At 60.9% G+C, this 20963-nt stretch carries 18 protein-coding genes; 17 read left to right on the top strand and 1 reads right to left on the bottom strand.

Annotated features, from left to right (window positions below; translation table 11 throughout):
• Positions 1-52: 52 nt before the first annotated feature.
• Positions 53-1204: a porin gene (locus tag AX768_RS13250; RefSeq protein ID WP_062000343.1), complete on the bottom strand. Its 1152-nt coding sequence runs from the start codon at positions 1202-1204 to the stop codon at positions 53-55.
• A gap of 311 nt (positions 1205-1515) precedes the next feature.
• On the opposite strand from AX768_RS13250, the gene coq7 reads away from it, so the two are divergent.
• The 17 genes from coq7 to AX768_RS13165 all read left to right on the top strand — a co-directional run bounded on the left by coq7 (position 1516) and on the right by AX768_RS13165 (position 20798).
• Positions 1516-2175, top strand: coding sequence for a 2-polyprenyl-3-methyl-6-methoxy-1,4-benzoquinone monooxygenase (gene coq7 / locus AX768_RS13245; RefSeq protein WP_062000342.1), 660 nt, complete (start codon positions 1516-1518; stop codon positions 2173-2175).
• A gap of 410 nt (positions 2176-2585) precedes the next feature.
• A complete protein-coding gene (gene mraZ / locus AX768_RS13240; RefSeq protein WP_062000341.1) occupies positions 2586-3014 on the top strand; it encodes a division/cell wall cluster transcriptional repressor MraZ in 429 nt (142 codons plus the stop codon).
• A 28-nt stretch (positions 3015-3042) separates the two neighbouring features.
• Positions 3043-3996, top strand: coding sequence for a 16S rRNA (cytosine(1402)-N(4))-methyltransferase RsmH (rsmH, locus tag AX768_RS13235; RefSeq protein WP_062000340.1), 954 nt, complete (start codon positions 3043-3045; stop codon positions 3994-3996).
• Entirely contained in the window at positions 3993-4337 is a 345-nt protein-coding gene (ftsL, locus tag AX768_RS13230; protein WP_062000339.1) for a cell division protein FtsL, read from the top strand. The genes rsmH and ftsL overlap by 4 nt, the downstream gene beginning before the upstream one ends.
• Positions 4334-6193 carry a peptidoglycan D,D-transpeptidase FtsI family protein gene (locus AX768_RS13225; protein WP_062000338.1) on the top strand — a complete coding sequence of 620 codons (1860 nt, stop codon included), beginning with the start codon at positions 4334-4336 and terminating at the stop codon, positions 6191-6193. The genes ftsL and AX768_RS13225 overlap by 4 nt, the downstream gene beginning before the upstream one ends.
• Positions 6190-7737: a UDP-N-acetylmuramoyl-L-alanyl-D-glutamate--2,6-diaminopimelate ligase gene (locus AX768_RS13220; protein ID WP_062000337.1), complete on the top strand. Its 1548-nt coding sequence runs from the start codon at positions 6190-6192 to the stop codon at positions 7735-7737. The genes AX768_RS13225 and AX768_RS13220 overlap by 4 nt, the downstream gene beginning before the upstream one ends.
• A complete protein-coding gene (locus AX768_RS13215) occupies positions 7734-9146 on the top strand; it encodes a UDP-N-acetylmuramoyl-tripeptide--D-alanyl-D-alanine ligase (protein WP_062000336.1) in 1413 nt (470 codons plus the stop codon). The genes AX768_RS13220 and AX768_RS13215 overlap by 4 nt, the downstream gene beginning before the upstream one ends.
• 15 nt (positions 9147-9161) lie before the next feature.
• A complete protein-coding gene (gene mraY, locus AX768_RS13210; protein WP_062000335.1) occupies positions 9162-10331 on the top strand; it encodes a phospho-N-acetylmuramoyl-pentapeptide-transferase in 1170 nt (389 codons plus the stop codon).
• A gap of 27 nt (positions 10332-10358) precedes the next feature.
• The gene (murD, locus tag AX768_RS13205) at positions 10359-11870 is read left to right on the top strand and encodes a UDP-N-acetylmuramoyl-L-alanine--D-glutamate ligase (protein WP_062000334.1); all 1512 of its coding nucleotides are present in this window, start codon (positions 10359-10361) and stop codon (positions 11868-11870) included.
• Positions 11867-13195 carry a putative lipid II flippase FtsW gene (ftsW, locus tag AX768_RS13200; RefSeq protein ID WP_062000333.1) on the top strand — a complete coding sequence of 443 codons (1329 nt, stop codon included), beginning with the start codon at positions 11867-11869 and terminating at the stop codon, positions 13193-13195. The genes murD and ftsW overlap by 4 nt, the downstream gene beginning before the upstream one ends.
• Complete coding sequence (gene murG, locus AX768_RS13195; protein WP_062000332.1) at positions 13192-14337, top strand: undecaprenyldiphospho-muramoylpentapeptide beta-N-acetylglucosaminyltransferase; 1146 nt, start codon at positions 13192-13194, stop codon at positions 14335-14337. The genes ftsW and murG overlap by 4 nt, the downstream gene beginning before the upstream one ends.
• Positions 14334-15746 carry a UDP-N-acetylmuramate--L-alanine ligase gene (gene murC / locus AX768_RS13190; protein ID WP_062000331.1) on the top strand — a complete coding sequence of 471 codons (1413 nt, stop codon included), beginning with the start codon at positions 14334-14336 and terminating at the stop codon, positions 15744-15746. Before murG ends, murC begins: the two co-directional genes overlap by 4 nt.
• Positions 15747-15754: 8 nt before the next feature.
• The gene (locus tag AX768_RS13185) at positions 15755-16702 is read left to right on the top strand and encodes a D-alanine--D-alanine ligase (protein WP_375507687.1); all 948 of its coding nucleotides are present in this window, start codon (positions 15755-15757) and stop codon (positions 16700-16702) included.
• A 24-nt stretch (positions 16703-16726) separates the two neighbouring features.
• Positions 16727-17479, top strand: a complete 753-nt coding sequence (locus tag AX768_RS13180; RefSeq protein WP_062000329.1) for a cell division protein FtsQ/DivIB — start codon at positions 16727-16729, stop codon at positions 17477-17479.
• 26 nt (positions 17480-17505) lie between these two features.
• Positions 17506-18738 (top strand): cell division protein FtsA, encoded by a 1233-nt coding sequence (ftsA, locus tag AX768_RS13175; protein WP_062000328.1) that lies wholly within the window; start codon positions 17506-17508, stop codon positions 18736-18738.
• A gap of 96 nt (positions 18739-18834) precedes the next feature.
• Positions 18835-20028, top strand: a complete 1194-nt coding sequence (gene ftsZ / locus AX768_RS13170) for a cell division protein FtsZ (RefSeq protein ID WP_062000327.1) — start codon at positions 18835-18837, stop codon at positions 20026-20028.
• A 266-nt stretch (positions 20029-20294) separates the two neighbouring features.
• The gene (locus AX768_RS13165) at positions 20295-20798 is read left to right on the top strand and encodes a peroxiredoxin (RefSeq protein WP_062000326.1); all 504 of its coding nucleotides are present in this window, start codon (positions 20295-20297) and stop codon (positions 20796-20798) included.
• The last annotated feature ends 165 nt before the right edge of the window (positions 20799-20963 follow it).

The following is a 20963-nucleotide window of genomic DNA, read 5'->3' as shown; positions in this document are numbered from 1 at the left end:
AAAAAAAGGCGCCCGAAGGCGCCTTTCAAGACAACTGTTTTATTACGACTTATTAGAACTTGTGGCGAATGCCGACGATTGCTGCGACCTGGTTCGACGTCGTCGATGCCGACAGACCGTTGATCTGCGCCACTGCCTTGCCGACCGAGTCCGTGCCGCTTGCGTGCTGGTACACACCATCGACGTAGACGTCCGTACGCTTCGACAGGAAGTAGTCCGCACCGATCACGCCTTGGTGGTACTTCGCGTCGTTCACGCCGTAGCCCTTGGTGTAGTCGTATGCAGCACCCAGCAAGAACGCCGGCGTCAGTTGATACTTGAAGTTCACTTCGGCGTTGTGGAACTTGGCGCTGCCGTTCGTGACCTGGCCTGCGCCCGTCACGCCGGTTTGACCCAGATCCTTGAACTGCGTGTTGCTGTACGTTGCGCCGACGGTTGCCGGGCCGAACGTGTAAGCGCCTGCAGCCGTGATGATCTGCTGCGTCTTGGCCGTTGCATAACCCGAGTACACACGCGAACCGGTCATGTTCGAAGCCGTTGCGCTCGACGTTGCGTTGTTGCCGAAGAACGAAAAGTTCGGGTTCTTAACGTTCACGTAACCTGCGCCCAACGTCAACGGACCTTGCGCATAGCCAACACCGCCCGAGAAGATCTGGTTGCGGTTGAACTGACCTGCAACACCACCGAGGCTGTACAAACCGCCGAACGTGACGCCCGAGTAGTTGGCACTCGTGTACTTGATCGCGTTGTTCGTGCGATTCGAGTTGTTCATGTTGTCCAGGTCGCCCGGGTGCGCACCGTAGAATGTGCCCCACTGGCTACCGACTTCCAGCGCGCCGGTGTAGTCAACCACTGAGTCGTATTGACGACCCAAGGTGACCGTGCCGAATTGCGAAGACAAACCTACATAGGCTTGACGGCCAAACTCGTCGCCCCCTTGGTTCAGACGACCGGTGAACGCATTGAAGCCGTTTTCCAACACGAACAGAGCCTTCAGGCCACCGCCCAGGTCCTCGGTACCGCGCAGGCCCCAACGATCGCCTTGCAGATTGCCGGCGCTCGTTGCGTACAGCTTTTGGCCGCCCGAGTTGTTGTTATAAACAAAGCCTGCATCGACAATACCGTACAGCGTCACGCTGCTCTGAGCGTGCGCAGCACCAGCAAACGTACCTAACGCAGCCAGAGCGAGAAGCGACTTTTTCATTGATGATCTCCAAAGGGTTGAACCTGTTTGGCAAGGTCACTGTTCTAGCGCCAGTGTGTTGACGTCCCTGCCGGTACTTCGAAATTGAAGTTGAACGTAATGTAACAAAGAGCTTTTTAGCAACAAAGGAAAAGCGGCCCCTCTCTTTCCCTCATGTGACGTTTACGCAACATGCGCTAAAATCAAGGCGTTACGGCGTTTTGCGACCCGTGTTTGCCCTAGTTACGGGTTTGCAAGAGTACGTTCTGTACAAGTTGATCGACTCCCACGGGCGACCAGACGCCAAGGAGATCGAAACAGGAGTTTGAAACATGACACTCGATGAACTGATCTCTGAGTTCGATCGTGGACTTCGGTCGATGACCGGCGTTTCCCGGATGTCCCGTCCGGTTCCGGAGCCGCAAGCCGCTTATGTCGATGCAACCGATGCGATCGAGCATCCTGCGGAGACGTCCTTAACTGCAGAAGAGAAATCGCATTCAGCGGGGCTGATGCGCGTGAATCATGTGGGCGAGGTCTGCGCACAGGCGCTGTATCAGGCGCAGAAGCTTGCGACCAACTCGGCGCCTTTGAAACGCGGCTTCGAGGAAGCCGCGCGCGAAGAAGAGGATCACTTGGCGTGGACTGCGCACCGTCTGCGCGACCTGGACTCTCGGCCAAGCTTGCTCAATCCTTTGTGGTACACCGGTTCGCTGGCATTGGGTTTTCTTGCCGGGCGGTTCGGTGACCGCGTAAGTCTTGGCTTTATGGCCGAGACGGAGCGGCAGGTCGAGAAGCACCTGGACAGCCACATGACCAGTTTGCCGGTCAATGACTATGCATCGCGGGCGATCGTCGATCAGATGCGAGCCGACGAAGCGGCGCATGCTGTCGCTGCGACGCAAGCGGGCGGCGTCGAATTGCCGTTCCCGGTGCGGGCACTGATGCGCGCAACATCGAAGGTCATGACCCGCACCGCGTACTATATTTAAACAGTATGGTTCATTCGTTGGCGCCTTTCGCCGCTCGTGCGAGGGGCGTTTTGAATGTTCTGCTCCGATCTGCGCTTAATCTGGCCCGTAATTCCCTTCTTCGTCCCTACGCGCGTCGAAACCCTCTCCCACCCGCCCGCTTCAATTCACGTACTACCTTCACATCCTTCACTACCTCATTCATTCATAACGGTTTTCAGGAATTCAGCCTACTTTAGCGGTCTGCGCTAAGTCATTGTTCTAACAAACAAATTTAGTCAAAAAACGCCAGATCGTATTGACCGGCGAAATGCGTTCCTCTACAGTGGGAAATGGTGTGAGAAAGTGTATTTTTGTGTGAGTCAGCGCGCATTTTCGGGCAGTATTCCAACAAAGTCGTGGCGCCGCCGGGGCGTGAGAGGAGAGGGCGAGTGTTCCAGGGAGCTTCAGCGCTATCGCTCGATGCGAAAGGACGGATGTCCGTCCCGTCTCGCTATCGCGACGCGCTGCAAGGACAGGCAGAAGGCCGGGTCACGCTCACGAAGAGCCCGGATGGATGCCTGTTGCTCTTTCCTCGCCCGGAGTGGGAAATCTTCCGTTCAAAAATCGCAGCACTCCCCATGGACGCAATCTGGGTTCGCCGTATCTATCTTGGCAATGCCATGGATGTCGAGCTCGACAGCGCCGGGCGCGTGCTGGTATCGCCGGAATTGCGGGCCGCGGCCACGCTCGCCAAAGAAGTGACATTGCTTGGAATGGGTAATTACCTGGAAGTGTGGGACGCCGCGACTTACGCGGAGAAGGAAAAAGCGGCAATGGCGCAGGGCATGCCCGACGCGCTGAAGAATTTCACGTTTTGACGCAGAGCTAAAGAACATGGCCCCTGCGATGAAAAACGAATTGCAGCATCGCACGGTGCTGCTGGATGAAGCGGTCAATGCGCTGATAACGCGCAGTGACGGTACTTATATAGATGGAACGTTCGGGCGCGGCGGTCATAGCCGGCTCGCGCTGACGAAGCTGAGTGAAGCCGGCAGGTTGATCGCTTTCGATAAAGACCCGCTGGCCATTGCCACAGCAGGGCAGATTCAGGATTCGCGGTTTTCGATCGTGCATGAGAGTTTCGCCTCGTTAGCCGATGCCGCTGCCGAGCGAGGAGTTGAGAAAGTGTCGGGCGTGTTGCTGGATCTGGGTGTGTCGTCGCCGCAAGTGGACGATCCGGATCGCGGCTTCAGTTTCAGGGCCGATGGCCCGCTCGACATGCGGATGGACCCGAGCCGCGGCGAATCCGCAGCGGACTGGCTGGCGCGGGCAACGGTGCAGGAATTGACGGAGGTGATCAAAGATTATGGGGAAGAACGGTTTGCTTTTCAGATTGCAAAGGCGCTTGTTGCTCGCCGGGCAGAGTCCGACCGTCTTGGGCCTCTCGTCAGCACGGGCGAGCTTGCCCAAATCGTGGGTCACGTCGTCAAAACCCGTGAGAAGGGCAAGGATCCGGCAACCCGCACCTTTCAGGCTATACGGATTCACATCAATCAAGAGCTTGCGGAGCTGCAAGTAGTTCTGGACGCAGCATTGGCGTTGTTGGAGCAAGGGGGGCGCCTCGTCGTGATCAGCTTTCATTCGCTCGAGGACCGGATCGTCAAGCGTTTCATGCAGGCCCACGCAAGCGGGCCTGCGATCGACCGCCGCCTGCCCATCCGCGCTGCCGACATTCCCACGCCGCCGCTCAAGCTGCTCGGCCGTGTATTCGCTTCCGAAGCCGAAGTTGCGGCAAACCCGCGCGCGCGTTCCGCAGTCATGCGGATCGCCGAGCGCATCACAGAGCAGACGGCGCCATGAACCGTCTGAATATCTTCCTGCTGATCGTCGTGCTTGGCTGCGCGTTGTCGGCGGTGAGCTCGTCGAACAAGCAGCGGCAGATTTTTATCAATGTGCAGCGGGCGCAGTCGCAAGAGCGTCAGTTGCAGCAGGATTTTTCCCAGCTTCAATATCAGCAGAGCGCGTTGTCGAAAACCTCGCGTATCGAGCAGTTGGCCATTACGTCCCTGAAAATGCAGCCCGTCACGACGGGCCGTACGCAATATCTGAACTATGACCCGGCGACGTCGAAGGCAACAGACGCGCCGTTGCCCGCGCCTTTGCCGGCGTCGGCTCCTCCCGCACGCGGGGTGAAACGATGAAACCCACGCCAAAGAAGAACAAGGGCGTCGCGTTCACGCCCAATCCCATTCTCTCCGTGCGCCTCCCGATGTGGCGCTCGAAGCTCGTCGTATTCCTCCTGTTCATGGCCTTCGTTGCGCTTGCAGGACGTGCGTTCTGGATCCAGGGTCCGGGCAACGCGTTCTTCAAGAAACAAGGCGAGAGCCGTTATCAGCGCACGCTTGAACTGCCTGCTACGCGTGGCCAGATCAAGGACCGCAACGGCCTCGTGCTTGCGACCAGCCTGCCGGTAAAGGCGATCTGGGCGATCCCCGAAGCCGTTCCCGACGACCTCGGCGCGGACAAGCTCGGCCAGCTTTCCACGCTGCTCGAGATGTCGCCGAAAGAACTGCGCTCCAAGTTGTCGATGGACAAGACCTTCGTCTACGTGAAACGCCAGGTGCCCATGGAAGTCGCGCAGAAAGTCGCGGCGCTGGATATTCCGGGCATCTACACACGTGGTGAATACAAACGGTTCTATCCGGAAGGCGAGATCACCGCGCACCTGATCGGCTTCACCAATATTGAAGACAAGGGTCAGGAAGGCGTCGAACTCGGCGATCAGGGCGTGCTCGCCGGAACGCCGGGCATGCGCCGCGTGATCAAGGACCGGATGGGGCACATCGTCGAGGACGTCGACGAACAAGTCGTGCCGCACAACGGCGAAGACGTGGATCTATCGATTGACAGCAAGATCCAGTACATCGCTTATACGAACCTGAAAGCGGCCGTCGAGAAGTTCAAGGCGAAGGCGGGCGCAGCCATTGTCATTGATGTGAAGACGGGCGAAGTGCTCGCGCTCGTCAACTACCCGACCTATAACCCGAACGACCGCTCGCGCATGACCGGCGAGCAGTTGCGCAACCGGATCATGACGGACACGTTCGAGCCGGGCTCGATCATGAAGCCATTCACCGTGTCGCTTGCGCTCGATCTGCATCGTGTGACGCCGAATACGCTTGTCGAAACGGGCAACGGCCAGTTCGTGCTCGACGGCGCGCGCATTACTGACGACTCGGGCTTCGGCACGCTGACCGTGGGTGGCGTGATCCAGAAGTCGAGCAACATCGGCGCGACCAAGATTGCGATGCAGTTGAAACCCGAAGAGATGTGGAACATGTACACGAGCATCGGGCTCGGACAAGCGCCGAAGGTGGGATTCCCTGGCGCGGTGTCCGGACGTTTGCGGCCGTGGAAAAGCTGGCGCCGGATCGAACAGGCGACCATGTCGTATGGCTATGGTTTGTCGGCGTCGCTGTTCCAGTTGGCGCGCGCTTACACGGCGATCGCGCACGACGGACAAGTGTTGCCGGTTTCCATCTTCCGCACCCCCGGCGACTCGGCTGTGACCGGTCCCCAAGTATTTGCACCGACCACCGCGCGTGAAGTGCGCGCCATGCTCGAAACCGTGACGGCGAAGGGCGGCACGTCGCCGGATGCAGCCGTGCCGGGTTATCGCGTGGGCGGGAAGTCGGGTACGGCGTACAAGCACGCGGGCCGCGGCTACGACAAATCCAAGTACCGCGCCTCGTTCGTGGGCATGGGCCCGATGCCGAATCCGCGCATCGTGGTGGCGGTTTCTGTCGATGAACCCACGGCCGGCAGCCACTTCGGCGGTCAGGTTTCGGGGCCGGTGTTCTCGGCAATCGTCGGCGATACCCTGCGTTCGCTGAACGTTCCGCCTGACATGGCCGTGAAGCAGATGGTCGTCTCCGACGATCCCGCTTCCGGCACGCCGGCAACCGACATCAAGAAGCCGAACGCGACGACCACGAATCCGCCGAAGAAGCTGAAAGTATCGGCGAATACGAAAACGCATCCGGGAGTCGTTCGATGAGCGACTTGATCAAGCAACAGGCGCAGATCGCGAAAGCGGTGGCGTGGTTGCGCTCGCATGCCGATGCCGGTGCGCAACTGCATGCCGATTCGCGTTCGCTCAAACCGGGCGATGTGTTTTTTGCCTACGCCGTTGACGGTGCCGACAGCCGTCCGCATATCGATGCCGCTTTCAAGCAAGGCGCGGCCGCCGTGTTGTATCAGCCGGAAAGCTTCCCGGGCAAGCCGGATGCGTCGCGTTCGTTTGCCGTGAAAGCGTTGAACGAAGTGGCCGGGCCGATAGCATCGGCGTGGTATGGCGAGCCGACCGAATCCATGCTGGTCGTGGGTGTGACCGGAACGAACGGCAAGACGTCGTGCAGCCAGTGGCTTGCAACGGCCCTCTCCGCGCTGGGTACGCCGACCGCCGTGATCGGCACGCTTGGCAGCGGCATGCCGGGCAAGCTCGTGCATTCAGGTTTCACGACGCCCGACGCGCCGCAATTGCAACGCACGTTTGCGCAGTTCAAGACGGAAGGCGCGAAAGGCGTCGCCATGGAAGTGTCGTCGCATGCGTTGCATCAGGGGCGTGCGAACGGTACGAAGTTCGACATCGCAATTTTCACGAATCTCACGCAGGATCACCTCGACTATCACGGCACATTCGCCGCGTATGAAGGTGCCAAGGCGAAGCTGTTTGCGTGGCCTGCGTTGAAGGCTGCCGTCATCAATCGTGACGATGCCGCCGGTCAACGCCTGATCGCTGCCTGTCACGGCCGCACGCGAACGATTGCTTATGGCATCGAAGGCATCGAGGGCGCGTCGGACGTGACGAATGTAAAAGCTGATGCATCGCTGGTCGCGAGCGCCGTGCGTGCAACCGCAACGGGCACGGCGTTTCACCTGGAGTCCGACTGGGGCGCCGCCGACGTGGAAGTTGCAACGCTCGGCGAATTCAACGTGAGCAATCTGCTCGGCGTGCTCGGCGCGTTGCTGGCCGCGCACGTTCCGCTCGACGCCGCGCTCGCTCAGATCGCGAAGCTCGAACCGGTGAACGGCCGCATGCAGCGTCTCGGCGGCCGGTTGCAGAACGACGAGCCGCTCGTCGTGATCGACTATGCGCATACGCCGGATGCGCTGGAGAAAACGCTCTTGGCGCTGCGGCCGATTGCAGAAACGCGCGGCGGTCAGTTGATCTGCATGTTCGGCTGCGGCGGCGATCGCGATGCAACCAAGCGTCCGCTGATGGGCGCCATCGCGGAGAAGAATTCGGATCATGTGGTGATCACGAGCGATAACCCGCGCAGCGAAGATCCGCTTGCGATCATCGGTCAAATCGCGGCAGGCTTTCAGGATGCGGCCAAAGCGCGTCGCATCGAAGACCGCGCGAGCGCGATTCTTCAGGCGATCCGCACGGCGGCTCGCGAGGACGTGGTCGTGCTGGCCGGAAAAGGCCACGAAGCCACGCAGGAAATCATGGGCAAGAAGCGCGCGTTTTCCGATCAGGATCATGCGCGCCTGGCTCTCGCCGCTCGCGCCACGCAAGCGCGCGGAGGTGGTGAATGACGTTATTTACTTTGCGCGATGCAGCGCTGGAAATTCCCGGCGCTACTGTTTCAGGCGACGGAAACATTGCGTTCGATCGTGTGTCGACAGACAGCCGCACGGCCGGTCCGGGCGATCTGTTTATCGCGATCAAGGGCGATCGTTTCGATGCCCACAATTTTCTGCCGCAAGTCGCGCAACGCGGCGCTACCGCCGTGCTCGCTTCGCGTCTGCCTGATGACTTTGCAACGCCAGCCATCAAGGTAAAGGACACGCGCATTGCGCTCGGTGCGCTGGCGCACGGCTGGCGCAAGCGCTTTGCGATTCCGCTGATTGCGGTGACCGGCAGCAACGGCAAGACTACGGTCAAGGAAATGATCTCGTCGATCTTCGCTGCCGCTGTTGGTGAAAGCGCCCGGCTCGCGACGGCGGGAAATTTCAACAACGACATCGGCTTGCCTTTGACGCTGTTCCGTCTGAACGAATCGCACAAGCTTGCCGTGATCGAGCTCGGCATGAATCATCCGGGCGAAACTGAAACGCTCGGCAAGATCGCCGCGCCGACGGTCGCTGTCGTGAACAACGCGCAGCGCGAGCACCAGGAATTCATGGCGACGGTCGAAGCGGTCGCGCTGGAACATGCGTCGGTGATTCATGCGCTGGCATCGAATGGAACGGCCGTGTTTCCCGCCGACGACAAGTACGCGAGCATCTGGCGCGTCGCCGCGACGGGCAACCCCATTCTTGATTTCGCGTTGCATACGGACGCTTCGCAACCCCCTGCAGCGGTGACCGGCAAGCTGGTTGGCGCGGCGTTGCACATCACGACGCCGGAGGGCGCAACCGAAGTCGCATTGCAAGTCCTTGGGGATCACAACGCACGCAACGCGCTGGCGGCAACGGCAGCCGCGCTCGCCGCGAACGTGTCACTCGATGCCATCAAGCGCGGACTCGAAGCCTTCGAGCCCGTGAAGGGCCGTCTGCAAGTGAAGCGCGCGGCGGTGAGGCCGATCGAAGGCGCAACGGTTATCGACGATACGTACAACTCGAATCCCGATTCCATGCGCGCGGCCATCGACGTGCTGGCGTCGCAAGCTTCGCCGCGTGTGCTCGTAATGGGCGACATGGGCGAAGTCGGCGATCAGGGCCCGGCTTTTCATCGCGAAGTGGGTGCGTATGCGGCGCAACAGGGAATTGACACGCTCTTCGCACTCGGCGATGCAAGCATCGACGCCGCGAAAGCCTTCGGCCCGGCAGGACAGCATTTCACCGATATCTCCTCACTCATTGCAGCACTCACCGGCGCGGGCTTCGGACCCGGCGCCACGTTTCTCGTGAAAGGCTCGCGCTTCATGCAGATGGAGCGCGTGGTGGACGCCGTGACGAGTCCACACCAACCCGCAGCGGGCGTTACGCCTGCCGCGCACTGAAGAAGAAGGTCCAGCATGCTACTCGCACTCGCGCAATGGCTTCAGAATGACGCCAGTTTTCTGCGCGTGTTTACCTACCTCACGTTCCGCGCAGTTGGCGCGACGATCACGGCGTTGTTCGTCGGTCTCGTTTGCGGCCCGTGGGTGATCCGCAAATTGACGCAGTTGAAAGTCGGTCAGGCCGTGCGCACGAACGGTCCGCAATCGCATTTGGTCAAGTCCGGCACGCCGACCATGGGTGGCGTGCTGATCCTGCTGGGCATCGCGTTTTCCACGTTGCTGTGGGCCGATCTTGCCAATCGATTCGTCTGGATCGTGATGCTCGTCACGTTCGGTTACGGCGTGATCGGCTGGGTCGATGACTACCGCAAAGTCGTGCACAAGGACCCGCGCGGCATGTCGTCGCGCGAAAAGTATTTCTGGCAATCAGCGATTGGCTTGTTTGCCGCCGTGTATCTCGCGTTCAGCGTGTCCGAGGCGAACAACGCTCGTGTGTTCGACCTGTTCATGGCGTGGGTGCGAAGCGGTTTGTCGATGGGCTTGCCTGCGCGCGCCGACCTGATGCTGCCGTTCCTCAAATCGATCAGCTATCCGCTGGGCACGTGGGGCTTTATCGCGATGACGTATCTCGTGATCGTCGGTTCGAGCAACGCTGTGAATCTCACCGATGGCCTCGACGGTCTCGTGATCATGCCGGTGGTGCTGGTCGGTGCATCGCTCGGCGCGTTTGCCTATGTGATGGGCAGCTCGGTGTACTCGAAATACTTGTTGTTCCCCCACATTCCGGGTGCCGGCGAATTGCTGATCTTCTGTTCCGCGATGGGCGGCGCCGGACTCGCGTTTCTCTGGTACAACACGCACCCCGCGCAGGTCTTCATGGGCGATGTCGGCGCGCTCGCGCTTGGCGGCGCGCTTGGCACCATTGCCGTGATCGTGCGGCAGGAAGTCGTGCTGTTCATCATGGGCGGCGTGTTCGTCGCGGAAACGGTTTCCGTGATGATGCAGGTGACCTACTTCAAGTACACCAAAAAACGCTTCGGCGAAGGGCGGCGCATCTTCAAGATGGCGCCGCTGCATCACCATTTCGAGTTGTCGGGATGGAAGGAAACGCAGGTGGTCGTGCGCTTCTGGATCATCACGCTGATGTTGTGTCTGTTTGGTTTGTCGACGCTGAAGCTGCGTTGATCTCGTTGGCCAGGAAAAGGTAAAGCGATGTTTGGCGAGAAGTTTTTCGATCGGCAGAGTCCGATGGTGCTTGTGCTGGGGCTCGGTGAATCCGGCCTCGCGATGACGCGCTGGTGCGCGCGTCACGGGTGCCGTCTGCGCGTGGCCGATACCCGCGCCACGCCGCCGAATCTGTCGGAACTCGCAGTGCACGGCATCGATGCAGATTTCGTCGGCGGTGAATTCACGCCGGCGCTGCTCGATGGCGGGATCGAGATTGTTGCAATCAGCCCGGGACTGTCGCCTCTGGCTGATGATTTGAGGCCGCTCCTCGACGCCGCGCGGGAACGCGGCGTCCCTGTGTGGGGCGAGCTGGAATTGTTCGCGCAAGCGTTGAAGTCGCTTGGCGCGAACGGCTACACGCCGAAGGTGATTGCCATTACGGGCACCAACGGCAAGACCACGACGACCGCCATGACCGGGTTGTTGTGCGAGCGTGCCGGCAAGACCGTGGCGGTGGCGGGAAACATCAGCCCGGCCATGCTGGACAAGCTCAGCGAAGCAATCGACAACACCGCGCTGCCCGATGTCTGGGTGCTGGAGCTGTCGAGTTTTCAGCTTGAGACGGCACACTCGTTCGCGCCGGACGCTGCTGCCGTGCTGAATATCACGCAAGACCATCTGGACTGGCACGGCGGGCTCGATGCGTACGCCGCCGCGAAAGGCCGCATCTTCGGTGAGAAGACCGTGCGCGTGCTGAATCGTGACGACGCGCGGACCATGAAGCTTGCTTCGGGAAATGCAGCGAAGGTCGTGACGTTCGGGCTTGACGAACCTGCGCGTCTCGGCGACTTCGGGTTGCTGCGCGAGAACGGCATTGCGTGGCTTGCGCAAGGTCACGACCGTGATCTCAGCGATGAACCCGCGCCCGCGCGTCGCCGTAAAAGCGATGTCGCGGCCGAGCCGAACGTGTATTCGAAGCGCCTGATGCCGGTGGATGCGTTGCGTGTTCGCGGCCTGCACAACGCGGCGAATGCGCTGGCTGCCCTGGCGCTCGCGCGTGCGGTGGATTTGCCCTTGGCTTCATTGCTGCATGGCTTGCGTGAATACAAGGGCGAGCCGCATCGCGTGGAAGTGATCGGGCAGATCGACGGCATCGATTTCGTCGATGACAGCAAAGGCACGAACGTCGGCGCAACCGTCGCTGCACTGGATGGTCTCGCGCAGAAGTCCGTGCTGATTGCCGGTGGCGACGGCAAAGGCCAGGACTTTTCGCCGCTCGAAGCGCCGGTGGAACGCTGGTGCCGCGCAGTGATGCTGATCGGCCGCGATGCACCGCGTCTTCGTGAAGCGCTGGCAAACACGGCCGTGCCATTGCACGACCACGAAACGCTCGAAGCCGCGACGCAAGCGGCGGCGCAACTGGCCCAGCCCGGTGACGCCGTGTTGTTGTCGCCGGCGTGCGCAAGCTTCGACATGTTCAAGAACTATGCACATCGCGCGGATGTTTTCCGGCAAGCGGTGGCTGATATTGCTGCAGACCGGGGGGTAATGCTATGAGCTGGTCCGAACGTTTTGGCTCGAAGCTGACAGGACAACGCAACGCCGTCGCGAACGACAGCGCCTCGCTTGGCGGGCGTTCATCGCGCGTGGCAGGCGTGGGCTCGCTCGGTGGTCTCGGTGCACGCGTGGCCGAACGCGCGAGCGGCATCTCGAGCGCGGTCAATGGCGTGAAGCCGGCCCGTTCGCGCATGCTCGACTACGATTACTCGCTGCTGTGGGTGACCATCGCGTTGCTGGGGCTTGGCATTGTCATGGTGTATTCGGCGTCCATCGCCATGCCGGATTCGCCGAAGTACGCGCAGTACCGCGACTACTTCTTCCTGGTGCGCCATCTCATATCGATAGCGACCGCCGTGGTCGCGTCGATCATCGCGTTCAAGATTCCGGTCTCGACGTGGGACAAATACGCCGGAAAGTTCTTCCTGATTTCGCTGTTCTTGCTGGTGATCGTGCTGATTCCGCACATCGGCAAGGGCGTGAACGGCGCGCGCCGCTGGATTCCGCTTGGCATCACGAACATGCAGCCATCGGAAATCATGAAGCTCGCCGTGACCATCTACGCGGCGAACTACACCGTGCGCAAGCAAGAGTTCATGCACAGCATCGGCCGCGGCTTCTTGCCGATGGCAGTCGCCGTCGGCTTCGTCGGCGCGTTGCTGCTGCTCGAACCGGACATGGGCGCGTTCATGGTGATCGCGTGTATCGCGATGGGCGTGCTGTTCCTCGGCGGCGTGAACGCCAAGCTGTTCGGCGGACTGGTCGCTACGGCGGTCGGCACGTTTGCGCTGCTGGTCTGGGCATCGCCATGGCGCCGTGAGCGGATCTTCGCTTACCTCGATCCGTGGGATGACCGCTATGCCCAAGGCAAGGCCTATCAGTTGACGCACTCGCTGATCGCATTCGGCCGTGGCGAATGGTTCGGCGTAGGGCTTGGCGGCAGCGTCGAGAAGCTCAACTATCTTCCTGAAGCGCATACCGACTTCATCCTGGCGGTAATCGGCGAGGAGCTCGGATTCGTCGGCGTGATCGTCGTGATCCTGTTGTTCTACTGGATCGTGCGTCGCGCATTCGAGATCGGCCGCCAGGCGCTCGCGCTCGACCGCACGTTTGCCGGTCTGATGGCGAAGGGCATCGGCTTGTGGTTCGGTGCGCAGACGTTCATCAACATGGGCGTGAATCTCGGGCTTCTGCCGACCAAAGGTCTGACGTTACCGCTCGTGAGTTACGGCGGTTCGGGCATCTTGCTGAACTGTGTCGCACTTGCCGTGCTGATGCGCGTGGACTACGAAAACCGCGTCCTGATGCGTGGGGGCAAGGTATGACAAGACCTGCATCACAACGCACAGGCACGCTGATGGTGATGGCCGGCGGCACCGGGGGACATGTGTTCCCGGGGCTCGCGGTCGCTCACTGGATGCAGGCGCGCGGCTGGCGTGTGGTGTGGCTCGGCAATGCGGCGGGCATGGAAGCGACGCTCGTGCCGAAGCACGGCATCGCGATGGAATATGTGCGCTTTGGCGGTGTGCGCGGCAAGGGTCTCAAGACGAAGCTGATGTTGCCGGTGAACCTGCTGCGCGCGTGTTCGCAAAGCCTGCGCGCGCTACGTTCGGTGAAGCCTGATGTCGTGCTCGGCATGGGCGGATACATCACGTTCCCGGCTGGTTTGATGTCGAAGCTGAGCGGCACGCCGCTCGTGCTGCACGAACAGAATTCCATCGCGGGACTGGCGAACAAGGTGCTCGCGCACATCGCCAAGCGGGTTCTTGTCGCGTTCCCGAACGCGCTGCCGAATGCCGAATGGACCGGAAATCCAATTCGTGCGGAACTTGCTGAGACTCTGTCACCCAAAGAACGCTACGCCGCGCGGAATGTGAAGCCTGACGCGCGTCTCAACGTTCTGGTCGTCGGGGGCAGTCTGGGTGCAGCCGCTTTGAATGAAACCGTACCGAAAGCGCTTGCGTTGCTCGATCCGGCAGCGCGTCCGCATGTCGTGCATCAGGCGGGCGCGAAGCATATCGAAGCATTGAAGGCGAACTACGCGGCAGCAGGCCTGACATCGGATGAAGACGTGCAGCTCGTACCGTTCATCGACGATATGGCAAGCGCGTACGCTGCGGCCGATCTCGTGATCTGCCGCTCGGGCGCGATGACCGTTTCCGAAATCGCGGCCGTGGGCGTGGCGGCGTTGTTCGTGCCGTTTCCCTTTGCCGTCGACGACCACCAGACAACCAATGCCGCGTTCCTCGCCAACGAGGGTGCGGCTCACTTGATACAACAGCGCGATTTGTCGGCGGAAAAGCTTGCCGGCTGGTTGCGCGATCAGACCCGCGAGACGCTCAGCCAGATGGCGGTGAAAGCGCGCGCCCTGGCGAAGCCCGACGCAACTGAACGTGTCGGCCGGGTCTGCGCCGATGTAGCCGGCTTGAGCGCGCTGATACAAGCGCCGAAGGAAATCCAGCCATGAAACATATCGTCAAACACATTCACTTCGTCGGCATCGGCGGCGCGGGGATGAGCGGCATTGCCGAGGTGCTGCTCAACCTCGGTTACCAGGTCAGCGGCTCGGACCTGGCGAGCAATGGCGTGACCGACCGTTTGACCACGCTGGGTGCGCGCGTGGCGATCGGGCATCGTGAAGAGAATATCGATGGCGCGAACGCCGTGGTCGTCTCGACCGCTGTTCGCTCCGATAACCCCGAAGTGCTGGCCGCACGTCATCGCCGGATTCCGATCGTGCCGCGCGCCGTGATGCTCGCGGAGCTGATGCGGCTCAAGCAGGGCATCGCGATTGCCGGCACGCACGGCAAGACCACGACCACCTCGCTGGTTGCAAGCGTGCTGGCAGCGGGCGGCCTCGATCCCACGTTCGTGATCGGCGGCCGCCTGATCAGCGCCGGTGCGAATGCGCGACTGGGGACGGGCGATTTCATCGTGGCTGAAGCCGATGAATCGGACGCGTCGTTCCTCAATCTTTTCCCGGTGATCGAAGTCATCACGAACATCGATGCCGATCACATGGACACGTACGGCCACGACTTCGCGCGGCTCAAGCAGGCGTTCATCGAGTTCACGCACCGGCTGCCGTTCTATGGGATTGCCGTGCTGTGCGTGGATGATCCGAACGTGCGTGAAATCCTGCCGTTCGTCTCGAAGCCGATCATCCGCTACGGCCTCGGTGCCGAAGCGCAAGTGCGCGCGGTGAACGTGGAGGCGCGCGACGGCAAGATGCATTTCACGACGCTGCGCGAAGACGCGAAGCCGCTCGACATCGTGTTGAACCTGCCGGGCACGCACAACGTGCAGAACGCGTTGGCCGCCATTGCAATTGCGACTGAACTTGAAGTCGCCGATGCCGATATCCAGAGGGCATTGCAGGAATTTACAGGCGTGGGCCGCCGCTTCCAGCGTTACGGCGAAGTGAACGTGAAGTCGGCGGAAGGCGGCGCATACACGCTGATCGATGACTACGGTCATCACCCGGTCGAGATGGCCGCGACGGTTGCAGCCGCGCGCGGCGCGTTTCCTGACCGGCGTCTCGTGCTCGCATTCCAGCCGCACCGGTTCACGCGCACGCGCGATTGCTTCGAGGATTTCGTGCGCGTGTTGTCGACCGTCGATGCCCTCGTGCTCACCGAAGTGTATGCAGCAGGCGAAGCGCCAATCGTCGCCGCCGATGGCCGCGCGCTCGCTCGTGCAATTCGCGTGGCGGGAAAAGTGGAACCGGTATTCGTGGAAACAGTGGATGAGATGCCTGACGCGATCGCCACGCTGGCACGCAACGGCGACGTAGTGATAACGATGGGCGCGGGTTCTATTGGCGGCGTATGTGGCCGGCTGACAGCGCAAGTTCAGGATTCGAAGGTTTTGAAATGACAAGTAACGTGAGCACATCCGCAATCGACCCGAAGGTGTTCGGCAAAGTCGCCGTGCTGCTTGGCGGGGAAACGGCCGAGCGCGAGGTATCGCTGAATTCGGGGCGTCTCGTGCTGCAGGGACTGCGCGATGCAGGTATCGACGCACACCCGTTCGACCCCGCTGAGCGGCCGCTCGCCGACTTGAAGTCGGAAGGCTTTGCGCGCGTGTTTATCGCGTTGCATGGCGGCTATGGCGAGAACGGCCAGTTGCAGGGCGCGCTCGATTTCTACGGCATCAAGTACACGGGCAGCGGCGTGCTGGGTTCGGCGCTAGGTCTCGATAAATTCCGCACCAAGCTCGTGTGGCAACAAACGGGCGTGCCCACGCCGCCGTTCGAAGTCGTGCTGCGCGGCGATGACTACGAAGATGCAGCGCAGAGGAGCATTGCGAAGCTCGGCTTGCCGCTGTTCGTGAAGCCGGCGAGCGAAGGTTCGAGCGTTGCCGTGATCAAGGTGAAGAGCGCGGAAACGCTAGTGCCGGCGCTGATCGAAGCGGCGAAGTTCGACAAGATCGTGCTCGTCGAGAAAAGCATTGAAGGCGGTGGCGAATACACGTGTTGTATCGCGGGCGACCTGGACTTGCCGATCATCAAGATCGTGCCGGCCGGTGAGTTCTACGACTACAACGCGAAGTACATCGCGGACGACACGCAGTACCCGATTCCCTGCGGCCTGACGCCCGCCGACGAAGCGCGCATGAAACAGCTTTCGCGCCGCGCGTTCGATGTGCTCGGCTGCACGGACTGGGGCCGTGCCGATTTCATGATGGACGGCGACGGCAATCCGTATTTCCTGGAAGTGAACACGGCGCCGGGCATGACCGATCACTCGCTGCCGCCGAAAGCGGCGCGGGCAGTCGGGATCAGCTACATGGAACTGGTGGTGAAGGTGTTGTCGCTGACATTGCAGGATTGAGACCGGGTTTGGAACGTATAGAACATGTGGAATAACGCTCGCCAGATGAACCTCACGGCCAACGCACTGCACGTATTGCTCGTGTTCGTGCTGCTCGGGGCCGCCGGTTACTGGGCGATCCAGCGGCCGGAGTTTCGCCTGCGCGAAATCCAGATCGATGGCGACACGCTGCACATCAATTCGCCGACCGTACGCGCAAGCGTGGTGGGGCATTTGAAGGGCAACTTCTTCACCGTTGATCTGGACGCAGCGCGCGCCGCGTTCGAACAAATGCCGTGGGTGCGTCACGCGAGCGTACGTCGTGTATGGCCGAATGCGCTGGCGGTGACGCTGGAAGAATTCAAGCCGCTCGGCACGTGGGGCACGGATCAACTGGTGAGCGTGGACGGTGATCTGTTCACGGCGAACCAGGGCGAACTCGACGACGACTTGCCTGCGTTCGAAGGGCCGGATGGATCGGCGAAAGAAGTGGTCGCGCGGTATCACGATTTCACGAAGTGGTTTGCGCCGCTCGACGCGCATCCGGAAGAAGTCATCTTGTCGCCGCGATACGCGTGGACATTGAAGCTTTCAAACGGTACGCAGATCGAACTGGGGCGCGAGCGCAATCAGGACACGTTGTTCGATCGCAGCAAACGATTTGTAGCTGCGTGGACGTCGGTGACGGGGCGGTGGGGAAATGACATCGAGTACGCGGATTTGCGCTATCCGAACGGCTTCGCAATCAAGGCCGCCGGCATGCGTTTCATCAGCGACACCGACAAAGCGAAGAAGTAAGGGACATCACAGGCAATGAGCACGCTATGAGCAAAGACTACAAAGACTTGCTGGTCGCCCTCGACATCGGGACGTCGAAGGTGGTGGCGATCGTCGCCGAGTTGAAGGGCGAAGGCCACTACGAGGTGATCGGGCTCGGACAGAGCGACTCGAAGGGATTGAAGAAGGGCGTGGTGGTGAATATCGAAGCCACCGTCCAGTCGATCCAGCGCGCGCTCGAAGAAGCCGAATTGATGGCCGATTGCAAGATCACGAATGTGTTCACCGGCATTGCCGGAAGCCACATTCGCAGCTTCAATTCGAGCGGCATGGTCGCGATCAAGGACAAGGAAGTCACGCAGACCGATGTGGCGCGCGTGATCGAAACGGCCAAGGCGATCAACATCCCGACCGACCAGCAGGTGCTGCATATCCTCACGCAGGAATTCATCATCGACGGCCAGGAAGATGTGCGCGAGCCGATCGGCATGAGCGGCATCCGGCTGGAAGTGAAGGTGCACATCGTGACGGGCGCGGTGAGCGCGGCGCAGAACATCGTGAAATGCGTGCGCCGCTGCGGGCTCGAAGTGAACGACCTGATCCTGCAGCCGCTGGCTTCGTCGCTGGCGGTGCTGACGGAAGACGAAAAGGAACTTGGCGTTGTGCTCGTCGATATCGGCGGCGGCACGACGGACATCGCCATTTTCAGCGAAGGCGCGATTCGTCATACGGCGGTGATTCCTATTGCCGGCGACCAGATCACGAGCGATGTCGCCATGGCCCTGCGCACGCCGACGCCCGACGCCGAAGACATCAAGGTGAGCTACGGCATCGCGAAGCAGGCGCTCGCCGATCCGGACGAAATGATCGAAGTGCCGGGACTCGGCGAGCGCGGTCCGCGCACGTTGTCGCGTCAGGCACTTGCAGCGGTTGTCGAACCGCGCGTGGAAGAACTGTTCTCGCTCGTGCAGCAAGTGGTGCGCGAGTCGGGTTACGAAGAATTGCTCAGCAGCGGCGTGGTGCTGACCGGCGGCGCATCGATGATGCCCGGCATGGTCGAACTCGGCGAAGACATCTTCCTGAAGCCGGTGCGCATCGGCGTGCCCGAATACGCGGGCGGCCTGGCGGACGTGGTTCGCAACCCGCGTTATTCCACGGCGATGGGTTTGCTCGTCGAAGGTCGTTCGCAACGCATGCGCGGGCGCAAGGTCGCGGTGCAATCAGGATCGATGGGACAGGTTTTTGGACGCATGAAAGACTGGTTCCTTGGGAATTTTTAAATACAAATTCGCGCTGGTGCCGGCGGCTGGCGCGCGACAAGAGGTTGCCCGATCTCTTGCCGAATAACGCCGATTTTCATTCTTGACGGAGGCAATATGGATTTCGAAATGCTGGAAACGGAAACCAACGGAACGATCATCAAGGTCGTCGGTGTTGGTGGCGCAGGCGGTAATGCAGTACAGCACATGATCAACCGCGGCGTGCAGGGCGTGGATTTCATCGTCATGAATACGGATGCGCAGGCGCTTGCACGTTCGCGTGCTTCGTCGGTGATCCAGCTGGGCAACACGGGTCTCGGCGCAGGCGCCAAGCCGGACATGGGCCGTGCCGCAGCGGAAGATGCGCGCGAGCGTATCGCTGATGCACTGCGCGGCGCGCACATGGTGTTCATCACCGCAGGCATGGGTGGCGGCACGGGTACGGGTGCAGCACCGGTCGTGGCACAGATCGCGAAGGAAATGGGCATTCTCACCGTTGGTGTAGTCAGCAAGCCGTTCGAATTTGAAGGTGGCCGCCGCATGCGCGTGGCTGAAGCTGGATCGCAGCAACTGGAGGATCACGTCGACTCGCTGATCGTCGTTCTGAACGACAAGCTGTTCGAGGTGATGGGCGACGACGCCGAGATGGACAAGTGCTTCCAGTGCGCTGACGACGTATTAAACAACGCTGTTGCCGGTATCGCGGAAATCATCAACGTCGACGGGCTGGTCAACGTCGACTTCGAAGACGTGAAGACGGTGATGGGCGAGCAAGGCAAGGCGATGATGGGCACGGCGACGGTTGCCGGCGTCGATCGCGCGCGTCTGGCGGCAGAACAGGCGGTCGCAAGCCCGCTGCTGGAAGGTGTGGATCTGTCGGGCGCACGTGGCGTGCTGGTGAACATCACGTCGAGCCGTTCGCTGCGTTTGTCGGAAACGCGTGAAGTGATGAACACGATCAAGTCGTACGCAGCAGAAGACGCAACCGTGATTTTCGGCGCGGTGTATGACGACGCCATGGGCGATGCGTTGCGCGTGACGGTCGTGGCAACGGGCCTTGGCCGCGCTGCGAAGAAACAACAAGCTGCACCGATGACCCTGCTGCGCACCGGCACGGACAACTCGCCGATTGCGCACGCACAGCACAGCTACGCGCCGCAGCAGTCGAACGGTACGGATTACGGCGCGCTGGAAGCACCTGCTGTATGGCGTCAGACGCGTGAAACCGCGGCTTCGCACGTGCAGGCGCTGCAGGAAAAGGGTGTGGATACGTATGACATTCCGGCGTTTTTGCGCAAGCAAGCCGACTGATGCCTTCTGCCGGGGCGTGTCGCTTTGATGTAAGCGCCCAAAGGTAAAGGTCTCAGGAGATGGGTTGTCCTGCGTTCGTTTTCAGGCCGCGTCTTATGGATGCTGGACTGTGGCGGCGTGACCGCTTCGATAACGTTCATCATCGTCTATATTGGGATGAGATCGATACGTTTCGATACACAAGCAGCGGTGGGGCGAACGTCTCTCGCAAGGAAAAAGTTTGAATCGCTGGCGTGTTCAGCACTGACTCAGTGAAAGGCCGATCAATGATCAAGACAGGTGAAACGCTGCCGGACGAACGCCTCTACGAATTTGTCGACGTGGCGACGGAAGGCTGCGCCGTGGGACCGAACGGTTTCCCGGTGCGCGAGCGGACGGCGGGCAAGCGCGTAGTGATCTTCGGATTGCCGGGCGCGTTCACGCCCACCTGTTCCGCCAGGCACGTGCCGGGTTTTATCGACAATGCGGAGAAACTGGCCGCGGCGGGTATCGATGAAATCTGGTGTGTCTCCGTCAACGACGCGTTCGTGATGAGCGCGTGGGGACGCGATCTTCAAACCTCGGGCAAGGTGAAGATGATCGCCGACGGCAGCGCGCGTTTTACTCGAGCACTCGGCCTCGATCAGGATCTGTCGGAGCGTGGCATGGGAATTCGCTCCCAGCGCTACGCCATGGTGGTCGACAACAGCGTGGTCAAGACGCTGAATGTCGAAGCACCCGGCAAGTTTGAAGTCAGCAGCGCTGAAAGCGTCCTCGCGACGTTGGGCTGATGTGTCTTAACAATGTTGTGCTGGCGGTCGAGACGCCCGGCGTTTGTTGCATTGCCGCAACAGGCTATGACGCCATCGCGTGTCTTCTGGAACTTGCATGACAAAGTCGCAACAAAGCCGTAACGCGGCGCCGATGTCCGGGAACGCCTCCGTCCCGGGTATCGG

The sequence above is a fragment of the Burkholderia sp. PAMC 28687 genome (genome assembly GCF_001577465.1).
Lineage (GTDB): Bacteria > Pseudomonadota > Gammaproteobacteria > Burkholderiales > Burkholderiaceae > Caballeronia.
The sequence above is the reverse complement of the archived record's forward strand: the minus strand, read 5'-3'. Positions and strand labels throughout refer to the sequence as shown.